We start from the raw sequence: 17,772 nt of genomic DNA on the forward strand, positions 1-17,772 counted from the left end.
CCGTTTCCGCTGCGGCAAAAAGAACCTTCCTTCTGCTCTGCGGGGAGCGGGTTCCGCTTTTGCCGGGATCCATCAGCAGGTTCTCTTCACATCCGTCCTGAATTTTCCGGTGCAGATCTGCAGCTGCCCCATCACTGCTGCGGTGCCGCAGCCTGTTTCCAGACCCGGATCACGCGGTACTTCGTGACCTTCTGTTCCGGGTGGAACGCGCCGTCCTCAGCCGTCAGCAGGCCCTGTTCGGTGCACCACTGGGCGGCCTTTGCAGTCTCAGCATCTGCCATGTCCGCAAAGGCGGGCAGTGCAGCGGGTTCCGGCCTTCCGGCGTTCTGCCACAGCAGCAGGGCCAGCTCGCCGCGGGTCGCGGGGATCGCCGTGCCCTCAGGCAGCAGGTCTTTCAGGATGGCGCGGGTGGCCAGTTCGTAGATGCCAAAGCCTGCAGCTCCCACCGCAGCAGCGCCGCCTGCCACGGCCAGCACTGCGCCGAACCCGGAGCCGTCTCCGCCGTCGATTACCGTTTCGTCCGGGACAGGGGCGGGGCCAGGCTCAGGACCCTCGCCGATCCACTGCCAGTGGGCATAGAGGGTGATATTTTCTTTGATCTGTTCCAGATGCTGATTACTTGCATAATAGGTCTGTTTTTCCACTGCCTCACCGCCGACAGCTTCAGTGTACCAGCCGACAAATTCGTAATCTTTCCGCTCAGGGCCCATACCCTTCATCAGCGGGACGTTCAGACATTCGCCCTTGTCTCCAGTCTGTGTGGTAAAACTCACCTGATCGTGGTCATTATTCCACTTGCCGCCGCTTTGACTGATCCAGCTGTCATTCGTGCCCCAGGAAGTGCCGCCGTTGAGGTCGAAGGTAACGGTGTAGTGCGTGGTGGTGGGGGCGTTGGTGGTGATCTCAAAATAAGACGCATCGTCAGGCCGCGTCCAGCTGCCGCCCGTCACTTGCGTCCATGCGCCGCCTTTCGCCGTGCGGTACCAGAAATCAGCTGCAGTTACCGTCAGCTTGTTCAGGGCGATTGCCTCGTTATTCGTGGAATCCAGTTTCAGGGTTCCGCGGGTGAAGGTCACGGCACCGTTGTCGATGCAGGTTGTGGCACTCACCGAAAGGCTGCCGCCGTCCACGGTGGACCCACCGTTCAGGCCGCTGGTTGCTCCGGTGATGGTCACCACGCCGCCATCATAGACCGTGACACCGCTGTCGCTGACGGCTGTGGTTGCGCCGTCGATCTCCAGCGTACCATAAACTTTTGCACCGCCGCCGGAAACTGCTTTGTCAGCTTTCTCAATGACCAATTTACCAGTGCTTTGAATCGTGGCACCACCACTTGTGACACCGAAATCCACATTGCGGATCGTTACATTTCCGGAAATATCTGCACCCGCATAGGAAATGCCATATCCAAATGCGTCCAATGTGATATCAGCACCTGCCGCTACATTGATCGTCTTTGTACCACAAAGCCCGGCGTACAATTCTTTCTGCCCATCGGTCAGTGTAAGTGTACTGTTTCCGTCAACAGTTATCTGCTCCCCGAATGGGTTGACTGCATTGTCTGTGGCTGAGATGTCTCCACTCAGGGTCAGCGTTCGGGTGTCAGCATCATAACTTGCCTTGCCATCGTCCAGAATATTCGTTGCGTTGGCCGAGGTCACCCTCGTTCCATTCACAGCAAGTTCATAATCTGTCACGTCCGCCGCGAATGCAGCCGCAGGGAATATGGTCAGAGTCATGGCCGCTGCCAGAAAGGCACTGAGCAGCCGCAGCTTTGGGGTGCGCCGGAGTTCATTTGTCATAAAAACATCCTCCTTCCGCCGTTCCGCTGCCCTGTGCACCGCTTTTTTCAGTCTGCATCCGGGCGCAGAAAAACCGGCCTGTTATTCCTCTAATAAAAGAGTACAACGGGCCGGTGAAAAAAGCTATTAACCTGAGGTTAGTATTTTTTGGCGAACAATTCTGCCAGCTGGGCACGCTTCGTACGCACCCCGCCGCCAATGCCCAGCTTGGAATAAAGCTGGTTTGTGTACTGCTTCACCGTTCCTTCCGAAAGGAACATCTTGGCAGCGATCTCTTTGTTGGTACAGCGGTCTGCAATAAGCCTTGCCAGTGTAAGCTCCCGCTCTGTCAGCCGGGCGGCAGCTTCGGGCAGGGCCTCGCTGTGGTTCAATGCCCGGCAGCGTTCCTCCTGCGCGGCACCCAGAGCAAGGATGCGTCGGACAGCATCGGAATGGGGCCCTTCCTGCGCTGCTTCCAGCAGAGGTTTCAGATCCCGGAAATTTTCCGCAAAGGGCACTACAAAGCCGTCCGGGGCGGCCTGCGCCAGAGCCTGCTGGAGCAGGCTGAGACCTTCGTCCTGTCGGACCAGCCGGGCACAGGCTGCCGCCATCTGGATTCGCAGATGCAGGGCCACAAGGTCATAGTGAAGGGCTTCGCACAGGGTCAGCAGCCCCGGGCTGCGGCCCAGCACTCGGGCCCATTCTCCCTGTGCCAGATACACCTGATTTTCGATCAGCCCGATCATGGGTTTGCCGGGAGCGAGGGTGTTTACAGTATTCATGCGGTGGGCGGAGTACACCTCCGGGATGCTGTCTGTCTGCCCCCGCAGGGCGTAGTAATAGGCGCAGATGGCGTTGAACAGATTGCGCCATGACATATTGTGCTGCCGGAGCATCTCTTCCCGCCGTACTTCCAGCGGGACCCGGGGCGTGTAGGGCCCGCAGAGGGACAGCCGCCACGCCAGAAAATCACAGCAGAGGGTCATGTTGGTCTGACCGTTGCCCTCGATCTGTGCATAGGCACGCTCCAACAGGATCTGCGCGTCGTCGAACCGCCCCTGCTGCAGATCTGCTTCTGCCCGCATGATGGTCTCCGCCCCCATGCCGTGCCCATTGGTGATCTTATAATAGTGGGGCATACATTCATCCATCTCCGCCAGCTCCCGGTCCAGCTGACCGGGCTGACGGTGGAACATCATCAGCACCGAGGGAGAACCGAAGGTCCACCCACCGCTGTTCTGGATGCTGATGGCCGGGTGGGACATCTGCGCACTGGCGCTGCGGTGCAGGCGGCTCATGGCAGAGATATCATTGTACATGAGAAAGCTCAGGATCAGGTCGCACTCTCCCAGAAGGCTGCCTTTTTCTTCCTGAGACCACTCCGGATGCTCTGCCACCGTGGTCAGCAGAAGCTGCTTCAGCTCCATCATTTTGGGGATCTGCCGCCAGTTGAACATACAGCGCATCAGTACCAGAATGGCAAATGGGTGCCGCTTGAGCGTTTCCACCGGACAGCGCTCCAGCCGTTCCAGCAGCTCTGCCGGGTCGAGGGAAGACAGCAGGATCCCGGCATCCCGTTCGATGACCTGCAGCGCTGCATCGTAGTCCTTGCACGCCTCGTAGGCGGTCAGGGCATGGAGATACTGCTGCTTTGCCTCATACCACACCCCGTACCGTTCCCGGCAGGCATCCTGCTTTTCCGGAGCCAGCCGGGCAAACAGCCGCACGGCACACTCCTTGAGCATGTGATGGAACCGGAAGGTCTTTCCGTCCGGCAGTCGGGTCACAAAGGCGTTCTGCTCGGTCAGGGTCAGCAGGATCTCCTCTGCGTCCGGCATTTCGGTCACGACCCGTGCCATTTCCACCGTGAACTCATCCGCAAGCCCCATTATGGCAAGGAACTCCCGCTTTTGGGACGGCAGGTTTTCCAGCATCGCCGCCGTGAACATGGAGTAGATATCGGCATCCTCGCTCAGCAGGATGCCCCGCTCGGCTAAGGAGTGCAGATTCAGGTATATGGCAGAAAACCACCCCTCGCAGGAGCGCAGGAGGCTTTCCACCTGTGCCTCGGTCAGGTCCATGCCGCAGCGGTGGGCGTAGTGGGCAAGCTCGGTATGGTTGAGCCGCAGCTGCTCCCTGCCAATGCGGTGCAGACGGTGCCCCAGCCGGAGGATCTCTTCCTTGGGCAGGAAGTTGTTCCGGCTTGCCACGATCAGGTGGATGTTCGCCGGCAGGCGGTTTGCCAGCCCGCACAGAAACTTTGCCGCTTTTTCGTCCTTTAACAGGTGAAAATCATCCAGAAACAGGTAGCAGGGCGTGTCTCCTGCCAGCACAGCGCACAGGTCATCCATCAACTGGGCGGCGCTGCTGGCGTCTTCGGGGTATTCGCAGCCCGCCAGTGCTGTCAGCCCTGCTGCCGCAAAGGCGTTCTGAACACTTTTCCAGAAGATGAAGCGATTGTCGGAATAGATATTCACCCGCAGGATGACTGCATTTTCCGTCTGCCTGCGCTGGTTCAAAAACCAGTTGACCGCCGTGGTCTTGCCGTAGCCCATAGGAGCCACCACCGCCGTCAGTGCACTGACCGAAACAGGGCGCAGGGTCTCCTGCACCCGCTCCGAAATGTAGATCGCGTTCAAGTCTGTTTTCCGCATCGTTTTTGCTCCTTCTCACCATCCGGAGGAACTGTGATTCACTGCATCCAGTATAACATAACTGCAGAAAAGCTGCATCCTGTTTTTCTTTGACGGATCATGCCGCATCCAGCAGCTCTTCGGGGTCTTCGATCGCTTCCTCAATCACCTCTTCCTCCGGCGTGGGCTCGTCCCCAGCGTCGAACCATCCGATCAGGCTGCGGATCGTGTCACGGATAAAGAGCAGATCATTGTCCAGATCGGCATCGGCATTCATCAGCTGCTGGACCATTTCGGGTTTGTCCGTGATAATGTCGTCTACGCCAAGGCTCAGCAGATCGCTGGCGTCTTCCTGACGGTTGACCGTCCATGCAGAGATGGTTTTGCCGCGCAGGTGGATCTGCTGGACCATGCCGGGGGTGATGAAGGTGGACTCCACGCTGAAAAAGTCTGCGGCGGGCAGGTCGTAATAGCTGCCCACGCCCAAAGCAAGGATATAGCCGGTCTGGATCTCCGGGGCAAGCTCCTTGACCTTGCAAAGGGTATCGTAGCTTTGCGAGGTGATCACGCAGTCATGCTCAAAGCCTTTTTCATAGATGATCCGGACGGTCTCTGCCTCCAGCTCAGGTGTGGCCACATTGGGCTTTATCTCGATGTTCAGTTGGATCCTGCCTTTGCACTGGTCCAGAACTTCTTCCAGCGTGGGGATCCGGGTGCCGGTGTACTTCTGGCCGAACCAGCGCCCGGCGTCCAGTCTCCGCACCTCATCATAGGTCAGGTGATAAATGTTTTCGTTCCGGCCGGCACAGCGGCGCAGGTTGGCGTCGTGCGTCACCATCACAATGCCGTCCTTTGTCATCTGAACGTCCAGCTCAGCGCGCTCACAGCCGTGGTCAAGGGCAAGCTGGAAGGCGGGCAGGGTGTTTTCCGGTGCGGCGGCGGAATAACCGCGGTGTGCCGTAACGATCGGCACAGTGCCGCCCAGCATGGAGCGCAGCGCATCGTCCTCCGGCAGAACAAAGTAGCAGGCGGCAAGCACGAAGGTGAGCAAAGTGGCACCGGCAATGGCGGCGGTCAGAAGCAATCTGCCATTGGAGCGGCAGGGTCTGCGGTCCGGGTCTGCCTTCGCTTCAAACGATAAGCGACCCCGCAGGCGGTCATAGAGCGCGGCAATAACGGTGCACTGTGTAAGAGTGATGGTGCAGTCGATGAGAAACTGGAAGAAGGGAAGCTCAATGGTCAGCGCGGCACGGGACAGTGCAAACATGGCCTGCGTGCTCTGCATCCCGATGCCGATGATAATGCCGTACAGCGGCAGCGCGACGGCGGCAGTCAGCAGCAGAGAACGCAGCAGGGCCGAAACATTCCACCGCAGCAGCAGAAGAAATGTGCGGAGAATGCGCGTGCGGACATAGCCGACGCTTTCACGAACCGACTGCCACAGGCTTTTGTGCTCCAGAAGGAACAGCGGCAGCACCAGGACCCAGCTGATCAGGAAAACCAGAAGTGCGGCGCAGAGGGCCAGATAAAGCAGGTGATACCGGCTGTTGGCACGAATGACGCCCATGATATATTCCGGTACTGCAAGCTGAGTGATATAATTCACAGCAAGGAAAAAATTGGTGAAAGGGATCAGCGTGGTGCTGTAGACCAGAATGAGCCAGTTCTGCGGTAGAAAGGCATGACAGGCGTCCAGCAGGGAGGTGCACAGCAGTGCGGGCAGGCGGATGCTCTCGCCCTTGCGGGCAAGGTCCAGTCCATGCAGCAGGACGGAACATTCAAACAGCGACCAGAAGGCCGTCAGGACGGCGATGAGAACGATGCAGCCGATAATGGCAGGGGAGGCAAAAATATCCGAAGCATTGCTGTTGCTCAAATAGTGCATGGGAGCGAACCGCAGCGTCAGGGACCAGACCTGCTGCATCAGGGGAACGAACAACAGGTTCGTGGCAAGCTTGCAGAGGATGAGAATGGAGAAAAGTGCAGCTTCGGCGCGGTGCATCAGGGAAAAGACAGAGCGCCGCAGGACAGAATAGGTCTGATTTGCAGTGCGGAACAAAATGAACAGATCTTTCAATTTAGCAGAACCTTCTTCTTATAATTTGTGGGACAGCCGGTCGCAGAGCGTTGGAACGGGCTGTTCTGTGAAAATTTTTTACATGACCGGCAGAAGCAGACCGGAAAACAGCAGACATCCTGCGCCGTGCAGCTGGGGCTGCCGCCTGAGAAAACAAAGCATCCGGCTGAGCCAGCCGGAAAAACTCTGCAAATATAATATAAATATAGTGTAACATATCTTTCTTTAAAATAAAATGCGGCAGAGACAAACGAAATCAACAAAAATGCAGGAAAAAATTTGGCAGGCACCGTACATGGCCCGGAACTGTAGAAGAAGGAGACTCTGGCAGAGGAACGCAGAATCGTTAAAAAATTATAGAACGGGGTGTGACGGATGTTGATTTGCATGGACTTTTATAGAAGCTCTTGCATTTTTATGGAAAATTAAGTATAATAAAACCAATTTTGAAAGCTCACACAGACAACCAGGAGGTCTTACCATGGCTTCAAAGATCAATAAGGGAGAAATCCTCGCCAAGTTTTTCGATGACGGGGAATACACTGCGCTGTTTGCTGATGGTGCAGTGAGCGCTGCCTGCGGCTATGCTGCAGGTCAGCAGGCTTACGCTGTTTATCAGAATGGCGAAGCTGTTACCGTAAAGGATGTTGAAAAGAACATCAAGGTTCTGGAAATGGCAGCACAGACTGGCTGCCCGGTCGTCACCTTCTACAACTCCGTTGGCGCAAAGCTGGCTGAGGGTCTGGACGTGCTGACCGCCAGTGCAAAGCTGAATGCGCAGATCGCAAAGGTTTCCGGCGTGATCCCGCAGGTGGCTGTTGTTCTGGGTGTCTGCGGCGGCACCAGCGCACTGAGCGCAGCCAATGCAGATGTCTGCATCATGGCTGAGGGCGCAGAGCTGTTCTTCACCGCTCCGTTCACCTCTGCCGCCAAGGGCGACAAGGTGGCCGATGCCGGTACCGCAGCCGCCGCTGCAAAGGCTGGCGTGGCTGCTATCGTGGAGTCCACTGCTGCGGAAGCTGCCGAGAAGGCTGCTCACATCGTTGGTCTGCTGCCGGCCAACAACCTGACCGGCCCTGCGATCTTTGAGTTCGAGCAGCCCACTGCTGCTCTGGCTGCTGGTGCAGAGCCTGCAAAGGCTGCTGCCGCTGTGGTCGATAAGGACAGCGCCGTGGAGCTGTATGCAGGCTTTGGTAAGTCTGTCTATACCGCATTTGCAACCGTGGGCGGCAACGCTGTGGGTGTTGTGGCCACCGGCAAGAACCTGTGCCACAACTGCGTAGCCAAGGCTTCCCGTTTTGTGCGCCTGTGCGATGCTTTCAGCGTGCCGGTGATCACCATTGTGGATACCGAGGGCTTCGTGCCCAGCGCTACCGATGACATTGCAGGCGGCATCCGTGAGGCTGCCCGTCTGGCTGCCACCTATGCCGACGCTACCACTGCAAAGGTGGCTGTGCTGGCAGGCAAGGCTGTGGGCCCTGTCTACACCGCACTGGCCGCTGCTGATCTGCGCATTGCTGTGACCGGCTGCACTGTCAGCGCGCTGGAGCCCAGTGCTGCTGTCAGCGTACTGTACAAGGAAGAGATCGATGCTTCCGACAACATCATTGCAGCCACCAACGCAAAGGCTGCTGCCTACACCGCTGAGGTGTGCAGCGCAGCAAATGCGGTTGCCTGCGGTGCTGCTGACCTGACCTGCGATGCAGCGAATGTCCGTGCAAGCGTGGTTGCTGCACTGGAGCTGCTGAGCACCAAGCGTGCTGCCCGCCTGCCCAAGAAGCACGGCAACATGGCCCTGTAATCGTCTGTATAAATCTTTAGATACGATTTTGATTTGGAGGATCCTTCCATGAAGTACTACAATATTACCGTCAATGGCGTTGCTTACAGCGTCTCCGTGGAGGAGACTGCCGCTGGTGCTGCTCCGGTTGCTGCTGCAGCTCCTGCCGCACCCGCTGCTCCTAAGGCTGCTCCGGCTCCCGCTGCTGCTCCCAAGGCTGCTGCAGGCGCTGCCGGTGCTGTTGCCGTCAAGGCTCCCATGCCCGGCAACATTCTGGATGTCAAGGTCAAGGCCGGTGCATCCGTCAAGGCCGGCGATGTGCTGGTGATCCTGGAGGCTATGAAGATGGAGAACGAGATCGTTGCTCCGCAGGACGGCACTGTGGCTTCCATCAACGTCAACAAGGGCGACACCGTCAACTCCGGTGACGTTCTGGTTTCCATGAACTAAGGGAGAGGTGACAATCATGGCCAAAAAGCCGATCAAGGTTACCGAGGTCGTCCTGCGTGATGCCCACCAGTCTCTGCTGGCAACCCGCATGACCATGGATGAGATGCGTCCCATCCTGCCGGAAATGGATAAGATCAACTACTTCTCCGTGGAGTGCTGGGGCGGCGCTACGTTCGACAGCTGCATCCGCTTCCTGGACGAAGATCCCTGGGACCGCCTGCGCATCCTGCGCAAGGAACTGCCTCACCAGAAGCTGCAGATGCTGTTCCGCGGCCAGAACATGCTGGGCTATCGTCCCTACGCAGATGACGCCGTTGAGTACTTTGTGCAGAAGTCTGTTGCAAACGGCATCGATGTCATCCGCATCTTTGATGCACTGAACGATCCGCGCAACCTGCAGACTGCTATCAAGGCAGCCAACAAGGAAGGCGCTCATGTGCAGGGCTGCATCAGCTACACCCTGAGCCCCGTGCACAACAACGAGTACTTTGCAGCCTACGCCAAGACTCTGGAGGAGATGGGTGCAAACTCCATCTGCATCAAGGATATGGCCGGTCTGCTGACTCCCTATACCTGCTACGATCTGGTCAAGAAGCTGAAGGAGACCGTCAGCATCCCTGTTGACATCCACAGCCACTACACCGCAGGTCTGGCTTCCATGTCCATCCTGAAGGGCATCGAGGCAGGTGCCGACATCATCGATACTGCCATGAGCCCCTTGAGTCTGGGCACCAGCCACATGCCCACCGAGAGTCTGGTCGCTGCCCTGCAGGGTACCGATTATGACACCGGTCTGGATCTGAAGCAGTTGAACGTTGTCCGCGCATACTTTGCAAAGCTGCGCGAAAAGTACATCGCCAACGGCCAGATCAGCCCCAAGAGTCTGGGCGTTGATGCCAACACCCTGCTGTATCAGGTGCCGGGCGGCATGTTCTCCAACATGCTCAAGCAGCTGAAGGATGCCGGCAAGGAAGACAAGCTGGATGAAGTGCTGGCTGAGATCCCCCGTGTCCGCGAGGATGCAGGCTATCCGCCGCTGGTCACTCCCACCAGCCAGATCGTTGGTACGCAGGCTGTGTTCAATGTTATCCTTGGTGAGCGCTACAAGATGGTCACCAAGGAGTTCAAGGGTCTGGTCCATGGCGACTACGGCAAGACTCCCGCTCCCATCAAGCCGGAGTTCACCAAGAAGATTTTGGGCGACGAGCAGCCCATCACCTGCCGCTTTGCCGATACGCTTGCTCCCGAGATGGACAAGCTGAAGGCGGAAGCTGCCAAGTGGGCAACGCAGGAAGAGGATGTGCTGACCTACGCAATGTTCCCGCAGGTGGCACCCAAGTTCTTCGACAAGCGCAATGCCAAGAAGCAGGGCGTTGATGGCGATCATGTGGACTACGCCAATCAGTCTCACCCCGTCTAAGTAACGGTACTTTAAGGGCTTCCCGCTGTGAGCGGGAGGCCCTTTTTGCATAGCAGGGTGGTGGGCAGGAGATGACATGGGTCGTATAAACCGGCAGAGAATGTTTTTGCAAAAATCTGCCCCAAAAGGCAATGAATGCATTGACTTGAAAACATCCCCACTCTATAATGGATAAAAATGGATGTGCGCGGCATTCGGGTATTGCCACAAAAGAAGGAGGGGACCCCTATGAGAAAAGTTACTGCCCAGCGCCTTGCGGAATTTACGGAGCGGGACTATGTGCTGACCTTTGGCGTTGGAAAAAGGGAGTTTGACCGGATGCTGGCAGCACTGGAAGACGCTTATCGTAGGGAGCATAAGCGTAAGCCGCGCTTTACCAAGATCACCATGCTGGATAAGCTGGTGCTGACCCTGATCTACCGTCATGAATACCGCAGCATGGACAGCATTGCTGCAGAATACGAGGTCTCCCGCGATACCATTGAAGTGAATGTTCATTGGGTGGAGCAGACCCTGCTGAACGCAGATCTGATCCAGAAAAGCGTTACCTGTGTGTACAAAACCAACTGAAACAGGCTCCGGCACAAAATCTTTGGATTCTGTGCCGGAGCTTTTTTACTTATTGGCGTTCATTGCGGGCATTTTGGCCGGAATGCACAACAGTGCACCTTGAATTTTGAGCCGAAGAATAGTAAAATGAAGCTATATGTATCGTAACATGGGCTTGTGCACCCAAAGGCGGATACATATACCGGAATCTGTATGCAAAAACATTGAAAAACAGAAAATAGGAGAACGTTATGATCTTAAGCATGACCGGCTTTGGCCGTGGGACTGCTGTGCGCAATGGCCGTGAGATCACGGTGGAACTGCGCAGCGTCAATTCTCGCTACTTTGAGTATTCTTCGCGCATCCCGCGCACCTGCAGCTATCTGGACAGCCGACTGAAAAAGCAGCTCAACGAACGCATCACCCGCGGCAAGGTGGAGCTGAGCATGACCGTACAGAATGTGGATGCCGCAGATACCGTGGTTGCGGTCAACATGGAACTGGCCCGCAGCTATCAGCAGGCCATGCGGGATATCTCCGAGCAGCTGGGCATCAAAAATGATATCTCTGCCGGGGTGATTAACCGTTTCCCGGATGTGCTCACCACCCGCCATGCGGATGTGGACGAGGAACAGTTGTGGGAGGATGTGTCTGCCGTTACGGCACAGGCGCTGGACCGCTTTGTGGAAATGCGCGCCGCCGAGGGTGCCAAGATGAAGGCCGATGTGGAGAACCGCCTGAATTTTCTGGAGGAATGCGTCGGCAAAGTGGAGACCCTGAGCGCGGGCCGTGTGGAGGCTTACACCACCCGCCTGTATGAAAAGCTCAAGGTCATTCTGGAAGACCGCGATATCGATGATGCCCGCGTGCTGACCGAAGCCGCCATCTTTGGCGACAAGACTGCTGTGGACGAGGAGACCGTCCGCCTGCGCAGTCATATCGCACAGTACCGGGACATTCTGGCCCTGAACGAGCCGGTGGGCCGCAAGCTGGACTTCCTGACGCAGGAATTGAACCGTGAGACCAATACCATTGGTTCCAAGTGTCAGGATCTGGACATCACCCGCATCGTGGTGGACATGAAGGCCGAGATCGAAAAGATCCGTGAACAGATCCAGAATCTGGAATGATGAAGTAAGATCCGGAGGAATTTATGAAGCTGATCAACATCGGGTTTGGCAATATGGTCAGTGCGGGCCGCGTGGTGGCTGTCGTCAGCCCGGACTCGGCCCCGGTCAAGCGTCTGATCAAGGAAGCGCGGGAGCGCGGGATGCTGATCGATGCATCCTATGGCCGCAGCACCCGTGCGGTGCTGATCATGGATTCCGATCACGTGGTGCTCTCGGCGCTCCAGCCGGAAACGGTGGCCAACCGCGCGGCAGGGCAGGAGAGCAGAATGACAGCAGAGGAGGAACCGTCCCATGGCGAACGATAAATATCTGTTTGTAGTTTCCGGTGCGGCAGGCACCGGCAAGGACAGCGTGGTGAAGGCACTGCGCGAAGCACACCCGGAGATCGAAAAGACCGTCTCCGCCACCACCCGCGCACCGCGTCCCGGTGAGCAGGAGGGCGTAGACTATTATTACCGCACCCGGGAGCAGTTCCAGCAGCTGATTGAAAACGATCAGGTGGTGGAGCACAACTTCTACAACGGCAACTACTACGGCACCCTGCGCGAAGAGGTGGACAAGCGTCTGGCAGCCCGGAAGGTGGTCGTTCTGGTCATCGATGTGCACGGCGCAGCGAATATCCGCCGCATGTTCCCCGGCGCGACCACCGTGTTCCTGCTGCCGCCCTCGGTGGAGGAGCTGGAACGCCGTCTGCGCGGCCGCGGCACCGAGACCGAGGACAGCATTCAGGAACGTCTTGCTACGGCCCGGCAGGAGCTGGCCCAGCAGGATAAATTCACCCTGAAGCTGGTCAACGACCGGGTCGATACATGCGCCGATGCACTGTATGAGGCGATCTGCCGCCGCATCGGAAGCGCAGAATAATATTTGAAGGAGCTGGACGAATGCCCAAAACGGTAGGTGTTGCCGTCAGCAATGCGACCTTCCACTTTGATAAGCTGTATACCTACGCGGTCATGCCGGACCAGCAGGACACCGTAAAGCTGGGCAGCATGGTGCTGGTGCCCTTTGGCCGGGGCAGCCGCGCCCGCATGGGTGTGGTGCTGGCCTGCGATGCCGAACCGGAAAGTGCAAAGCTGAAATATCTTTTCGACGTGGCCCCGGCTTCGGCCTGCCTGACGCCGGAGCTGCTGCGTCTGGTGCACTTTTTGAAGGAACGCACTTTCTGCACCTATTATGAGGCGGTCAAGGCGGTCATTCCCTATGGTGCGCAGTACAAGCCCGCTGTGGCGGCAGACGGTGTGACGCCGGTGCTGCAAAAGCAGCTCACCCGCCACACAGAGAACTCTTACCGCCTTGTGGGCGGGCTGCCGCAAAAGCCTAAACCGACTGCCAAGCAGCTGGCGGCAGTGGCATTGCTGGGCGGCGGGCCCCGCACCCTGAATGAGCTGGAGGACAAGGGCATCAGCCGTGCTGTGCTGGATAATCTGTGCGCCAAAGGCGTGCTGGAATGCAGCAAGGTGAACAAGTCCATCGACCTGTATTCGTCTATTCCGCTCAAAAACGAGCCCATCTGCCTGACGGCAGAACAGCAGGCGGCTTACGATGCCCTGCTGCCAAAGCTGGAGGATGATGCGCCCCACTCGGCATTGCTGTACGGTGTGACCGGCAGCGGCAAAACGCTTGTATTTTTAAAGCTGATCGCACACTGTCTGGAACAGGGCAGGAAAGCGCTGGTGCTGGTGCCGGAGATCAGCCTGACGCCGCAGATGATCCTGCGGCTCAAGAGCCAGTTTGGCCGCCGGGTGGCAGTGCAGCACTCTGCCCTCAACCACACGGAACGTCTGCTGCAGTGGCAGATGATCCAGGACGGCGGTGCCGATATTGTGGTGGGCACCCGCAGTGCCATTTTTTCGCCGCTGGAAAACATCGGGCTCATTATCATCGATGAAGAGCAGGAGCACACCTACCGTTCGGAGTCTGCGCCCCGCTATTCTGCCCACGAAATGGCCCGGCAGCGTGCGGCGGAGAACGGTGCATTGCTGCTGCTGGCCAGTGCCACCCCCAGCACCGAGAGCTTTTACGCGGCCCAGCATGGCCGCACCCAGTTGGTGCGGCTTACCCAGCGCTACGGAGGCAACCCGCTGCCGAAGGTGCAGATCGTGGACATGCGCGCAGAGCTGGCATCGGGCAACCCCCGGGAAATCAGCCTTGCCATGGAGGACGCTATCCGCCGCAATCTGGACGCAGGCAAGCAGACCATTTTGCTGCTGAACCGCCGGGGCTACCAGACCATGGCCCAGTGCGAGGACTGCCGCGAGGTGCTCAAGTGCCAAAAGTGCAGCGTGCCTATGGTGTACCATAAATCGGCGCATAAGGTATTGTGCCACTACTGCGGCAGCCAGATGGAACCGCCCACCGTCTGCCCCACCTGCGGCGGCAAGCTGCAGTACCGGGGGTTCGGTACCCAGAAAGCGGAGGAAGAGCTTGCAAAGCTTTTTCCGGATGCACGGGTGCTGCGGATGGATCAGGATTCCACCGCGGCCAAGGACGCCCACGAAAAGCTGCTGGCAAAATTTGCAGATCACGAATACGACATCATGGTGGGCACCCAGATGGTGGCCAAGGGACTGGATTTTGAGGACGTGACCCTTGTGGGCGTGCTGGGCATCGATTCACTGCTGTTTGCGCAGGGCTTCCGTGCCTACGAAAACGTGTTCAGCCTCATCACGCAGGTGGTAGGCCGCAGCGGCCGGGCCAAAGACCCGGGCTTTGCCATCATCCAGACCACTGACCCCGATAACCCGGTGTTGAACCTTGCCGCCGCGCAGGACTACGACGCCTTCTTCGAGCAGGAAATTGCATATCGCAAGCTGGGCCTCTACCCGCCCTTCTGCGGGCTGTGCGTCATCGGCTTTGCAGGCGCAAAGGAAATCGAGACGGCAAGGGCCGCAGCGCGCTTTGCGGCTCTTCTGGGCCAGCTGGCAGCAAAACAGCCGGACCTGCCCCTGCGGGTGTTGGGGCCGACCCCCAGCAGCATCGAGAAGATCAACGACACCTATCGCTATAAGCTTACCATCAAGTGCCGCAACGACCGCCGCTTCCGCGACCTCGTGCGCAGCGCACTGGAATTGTATGAACAGGAAAAACTTCCGTCCAAGGCCACCGTTGCGGTGGATCTGCATTCGGACGGAGATATCTGATTAGGAGGTACCATAAATGGCAATCCGTAACATTGTAAAAGAGGGCGACCCCATCCTGAATAAGGTCTGCCGCCCCGTGACTACCTTTGATGACCGTCTGGCTACCCTGCTGGATGACATGCACGAGACCATGATCGCCGCCGACGGTGTGGGTCTGGCCGGCCCGCAGGTGGGCATGCTGCGCCGCCTGTTCGTGGTGTGGGACACCACCGACGCCCCGGAGGAGATCCCGGAGGATTACGAGTACAAGTTTATCGACTTTGTGAACCCGGAGATCCTGGCCGTATCCGAGGAAGAGGAGACCGCCTATGAGGGCTGTCTGTCCTTCCCGGGCCATAACGGCGCCGTGACCCGCCCCATCGCTGTCAAAGTGCGCGCACAGGACCGCCACGGTGAGTGGTTTGAGCTGGAAGCCGGGGATCTGCTGGGCCGCTGCATCCAGCACGAGAACGACCATCTGGACGGCATTACCATCATGCAGTCCAGCGAGTATTTCTATGAGGATACCGAAGAGGGCAAAAAAGCTGCCCGCGAAGCGAAAGGAAATAACTGATGCGCATTTTGTTCATGGGCACGCCGGATATTGCCGCCGAGTGCCTGAAAGCCTTGTATGCTGCCGGGCATGAGATCTGTGCGGTGTATACCCGTCGGGATAAGCCGGTTGGCCGCAAGCAGGTGCTGACCGCACCGCCGGTGAAGGAAGTGGCGCTTGCCCACGGCACGCCGGTGTTCCAGCCCCGCACCCTGCGGGACGGCAGCGAAGATGAAAATATCCGCGCACTGGCCCCGGAGCTGATCGTGGTGGTGGCTTATGGCTGCATCCTGCCGAAGTCGGTGCTGGAAACGCCGAAATATGGCTGCATCAACCTGCACGTCTCCCTGTTGCCCAAGTATCGCGGCAGCGCTCCGGTGCAGTGGGCCGTGCTGAACGGAGACGCCGAGACCGGCGTTTCCATCATGCAGATGGACGAGGGGCTGGATACCGGCGATGTGCTCTGCTGTGAAAAGATCGCCATTGGCCCGGAGGAGACCAGCGGCGAGCTGTTTGACCGCGTGACCGCCGTGGGTGCCCGGGTACTGTGCGAGGTGGTGCCCGCCATCGCTGCCGGCATGCTGATTGCACAGCCGCAGGACCATGCGAACGCCTGCCTTGCCCCCATGCTCAATAAAGAGATGGCGGAGTTCCGCCTTACCGAATCTGCCGCCCACATCCACAACTGGGTGCGCGGTATGAACCCGTGGCCCGGTGCATGGTTTGTCACCTCCGGCGGCAAGAAGCTCAAGGTGATGGAGTGCCGTGCGGTGGAAGCTTCCGGCAAAGCGCCCGGCACGGTGCTGGCGACAAAGCCGCTGACCGTGGCCTGCGGTGAGGGGGCCGTCCAGTTGCTGCAGGTGGTGCCGGAGGGCAAAAAGCCCATGGACGGCACCGCATTTGCCGCCGGTCAGCGCCTCAAGGCGGGGGATATCCTCTGATGGCGGCAAATCCGCGCGCGGCAGCTGTGGCGGCGCTGGTGCGGCAGGAGCAGGCCGGTTTTTCCAACCTTGTTCTGGATGCCGAACTCAAGCGCCAGCAGCTGGAAGGCCGCGATAAAGCTTTTGCCAGTGCCATTTTCTATACCGTGCTGGAACATCAGGGCACGCTGGACCACATCCTGTGCCAGTTCCTGCCCAAGGGCCTTGCAAAGCTGGATGCACCGGTGCGCGAGATCCTGCGTGCCGCGCTGGCACAGGCCCGCTATATGCAGGTGCCGGTATCCGCAGCGGTGAACGAGGCCGTCAAGCTGACCCGCACCTTCAAAAAATCCAGCGCATCCGGTCTGGTCAACGCTGTGCTGCGCAAGGCGTGCAGCTACGACCTGAGCACCGCAAGCTTCAAAAACGAAGTGGAGCGGCTCATGGTGCTGGGCTCTGCCGGGCGGGATGTGGCGGAATTTCTGCACAAAAACTACCCGGATGAAGCACTGGATATCCTCACCTACAAAGCCGATGGCGGCATGACCAGCCTGCGTGCAAATCCGCTGAAGACAAGCGCAGAAGAACTCTGCACAAAGCTGCTGGCTTCCGGAGCAAAGGAAGCAAGGCCCGGCATTGTACCCGGCAGTGTGCTGGCCCGCTTCGAGGGAAGCCCGGCGGAAAACGAGCTGTTCCGGCAGGGATATTTCCATGTGGAAGGGCAGGCCAGCCAGCTGGCAGCGCTCTGCGTGGAAGCAAAGCCCGGTGAAACGGTCATCGACCTGTGCGCGGCCCCCGGCGGCAAGACCGTCCTGCTGGCCGAACAGATGCAGAATACCGGCAGGCTTTACAGCTGCGATGCCGCCGAGAACCGCGTGGGACTGATCCGCACGACGGTGCAGCGCATGGGACTGACCAATGTGGAGGTCCTGTGCAGTGATGCCACCAAGGGAAACCCGGCTCTGCCGCAGGCCGACCGCATCCTTGCAGATGTGCCCTGCAGCGGCCTTGGCATTCTGGCAAAAAAGCCGGATCTGCGCTATAAAAAGCTGGATCCGGCCCGCGAAGCTGAATTATTGGCCACGCAGTCGGCCATCCTCGATACGGCGGCACAGCTGCTCAAACCGGGCGGCAGGCTGGTGTACTCCACCTGCACCATCGACCCGGCAGAGAACCAGCAGCAGATCGCGGCATTTCTGGTCCGTCACCCGGAGTTTACGGTGGTAAAGCCCGCCGTGGCGCTGCCCGCCGGGATGACGGCAGGGGAGCACGGTGCGCTTTCGGTGCCCACCCGTACCGGCATGGATGGATTTTTCCTGTGCGCCATGCAGAAAAACGGGTGAGAGCTGCAATGAAA

The 17,772-nt window shown here is 58.5% G+C and carries 14 protein-coding genes; 11 read left to right on the forward strand and 3 right to left on the reverse strand.

The window, feature by feature from the left end; translation table 11 throughout:
- Window positions 1–131 precede the first annotated feature (131 nt).
- From ACKXF9_RS09755 to ACKXF9_RS09765, 3 genes are all read right to left on the reverse strand, one after another.
- On the reverse strand, window positions 132–1,802 hold the full coding sequence (locus tag ACKXF9_RS09755; protein WP_418266048.1) for an InlB B-repeat-containing protein: 1,671 nt from the start codon (window positions 1,800–1,802) through the stop codon (window positions 132–134).
- 137 nt (window positions 1,803–1,939) lie between these two features.
- On the reverse strand, window positions 1,940–4,435 hold the full coding sequence (locus tag ACKXF9_RS09760; RefSeq protein WP_418266049.1) for a LuxR C-terminal-related transcriptional regulator: 2,496 nt from the start codon (window positions 4,433–4,435) through the stop codon (window positions 1,940–1,942).
- Between the two features lie 97 nt (window positions 4,436–4,532).
- Window positions 4,533–6,491, reverse strand: coding sequence for a glycerophosphodiester phosphodiesterase family protein (locus tag ACKXF9_RS09765; RefSeq protein ID WP_418266050.1), 1,959 nt, complete (start codon window positions 6,489–6,491; stop codon window positions 4,533–4,535).
- A 481-nt stretch (window positions 6,492–6,972) separates the two neighbouring features.
- Between ACKXF9_RS09765 and ACKXF9_RS09770 the strand changes: the two genes are divergently transcribed.
- The 11 genes from ACKXF9_RS09770 (at window position 6,973) to rsmB (ending at window position 17,758) form a co-directional block, all read left to right on the forward strand.
- Entirely contained in the window at window positions 6,973–8,292 is a 1,320-nt protein-coding gene (locus ACKXF9_RS09770; RefSeq protein WP_348583454.1) for a carboxyl transferase domain-containing protein, read from the forward strand.
- A gap of 48 nt (window positions 8,293–8,340) precedes the next feature.
- Window positions 8,341–8,721, forward strand: a complete 381-nt coding sequence (locus tag ACKXF9_RS09775; RefSeq protein ID WP_005940233.1) for a biotin/lipoyl-containing protein — start codon at window positions 8,341–8,343, stop codon at window positions 8,719–8,721.
- A 16-nt stretch (window positions 8,722–8,737) separates the two neighbouring features.
- Window positions 8,738–10,141 (forward strand): oxaloacetate decarboxylase subunit alpha, encoded by a 1,404-nt coding sequence (locus ACKXF9_RS09780; protein WP_249236700.1) that lies wholly within the window; start codon window positions 8,738–8,740, stop codon window positions 10,139–10,141.
- 228 nt (window positions 10,142–10,369) lie between these two features.
- Window positions 10,370–10,711, forward strand: coding sequence for a transposase family protein (locus tag ACKXF9_RS09785; RefSeq protein WP_249236699.1), 342 nt, complete (start codon window positions 10,370–10,372; stop codon window positions 10,709–10,711).
- Between the two features lie 230 nt (window positions 10,712–10,941).
- Window positions 10,942–11,820: a YicC/YloC family endoribonuclease gene (locus ACKXF9_RS09790; RefSeq protein WP_418266051.1), complete on the forward strand. Its 879-nt coding sequence runs from the start codon at window positions 10,942–10,944 to the stop codon at window positions 11,818–11,820.
- A 23-nt stretch (window positions 11,821–11,843) separates the two neighbouring features.
- On the forward strand, window positions 11,844–12,125 hold the full coding sequence (gene remA, locus ACKXF9_RS09795; protein WP_418266052.1) for an extracellular matrix/biofilm regulator RemA: 282 nt from the start codon (window positions 11,844–11,846) through the stop codon (window positions 12,123–12,125).
- A complete protein-coding gene (gene gmk, locus ACKXF9_RS09800) occupies window positions 12,112–12,684 on the forward strand; it encodes a guanylate kinase (RefSeq protein ID WP_418266053.1) in 573 nt (190 codons plus the stop codon). The genes remA and gmk overlap by 14 nt, the downstream gene beginning before the upstream one ends.
- 20 nt (window positions 12,685–12,704) lie before the next feature.
- Window positions 12,705–14,963, forward strand: a complete 2,259-nt coding sequence (gene priA / locus ACKXF9_RS09805) for a replication restart helicase PriA (protein WP_418266054.1) — start codon at window positions 12,705–12,707, stop codon at window positions 14,961–14,963.
- A 16-nt stretch (window positions 14,964–14,979) separates the two neighbouring features.
- The gene (gene def / locus ACKXF9_RS09810) at window positions 14,980–15,516 is read left to right on the forward strand and encodes a peptide deformylase (protein WP_418266055.1); all 537 of its coding nucleotides are present in this window, start codon (window positions 14,980–14,982) and stop codon (window positions 15,514–15,516) included.
- Complete coding sequence (fmt, locus tag ACKXF9_RS09815; RefSeq protein ID WP_418266056.1) at window positions 15,516–16,436, forward strand: methionyl-tRNA formyltransferase; 921 nt, start codon at window positions 15,516–15,518, stop codon at window positions 16,434–16,436. Before def ends, fmt begins: the two co-directional genes overlap by 1 nt.
- On the forward strand, window positions 16,436–17,758 hold the full coding sequence (rsmB, locus tag ACKXF9_RS09820) for a 16S rRNA (cytosine(967)-C(5))-methyltransferase RsmB (RefSeq protein WP_418266057.1): 1,323 nt from the start codon (window positions 16,436–16,438) through the stop codon (window positions 17,756–17,758). Before fmt ends, rsmB begins: the two co-directional genes overlap by 1 nt.
- Window positions 17,759–17,772: the final 14 nt, after the last annotated feature.

Source organism: Faecalibacterium sp. 9 (genome assembly GCF_048320955.1).
GTDB lineage: Bacteria > Bacillota > Clostridia > Oscillospirales > Ruminococcaceae > Faecalibacterium > Faecalibacterium wellingii.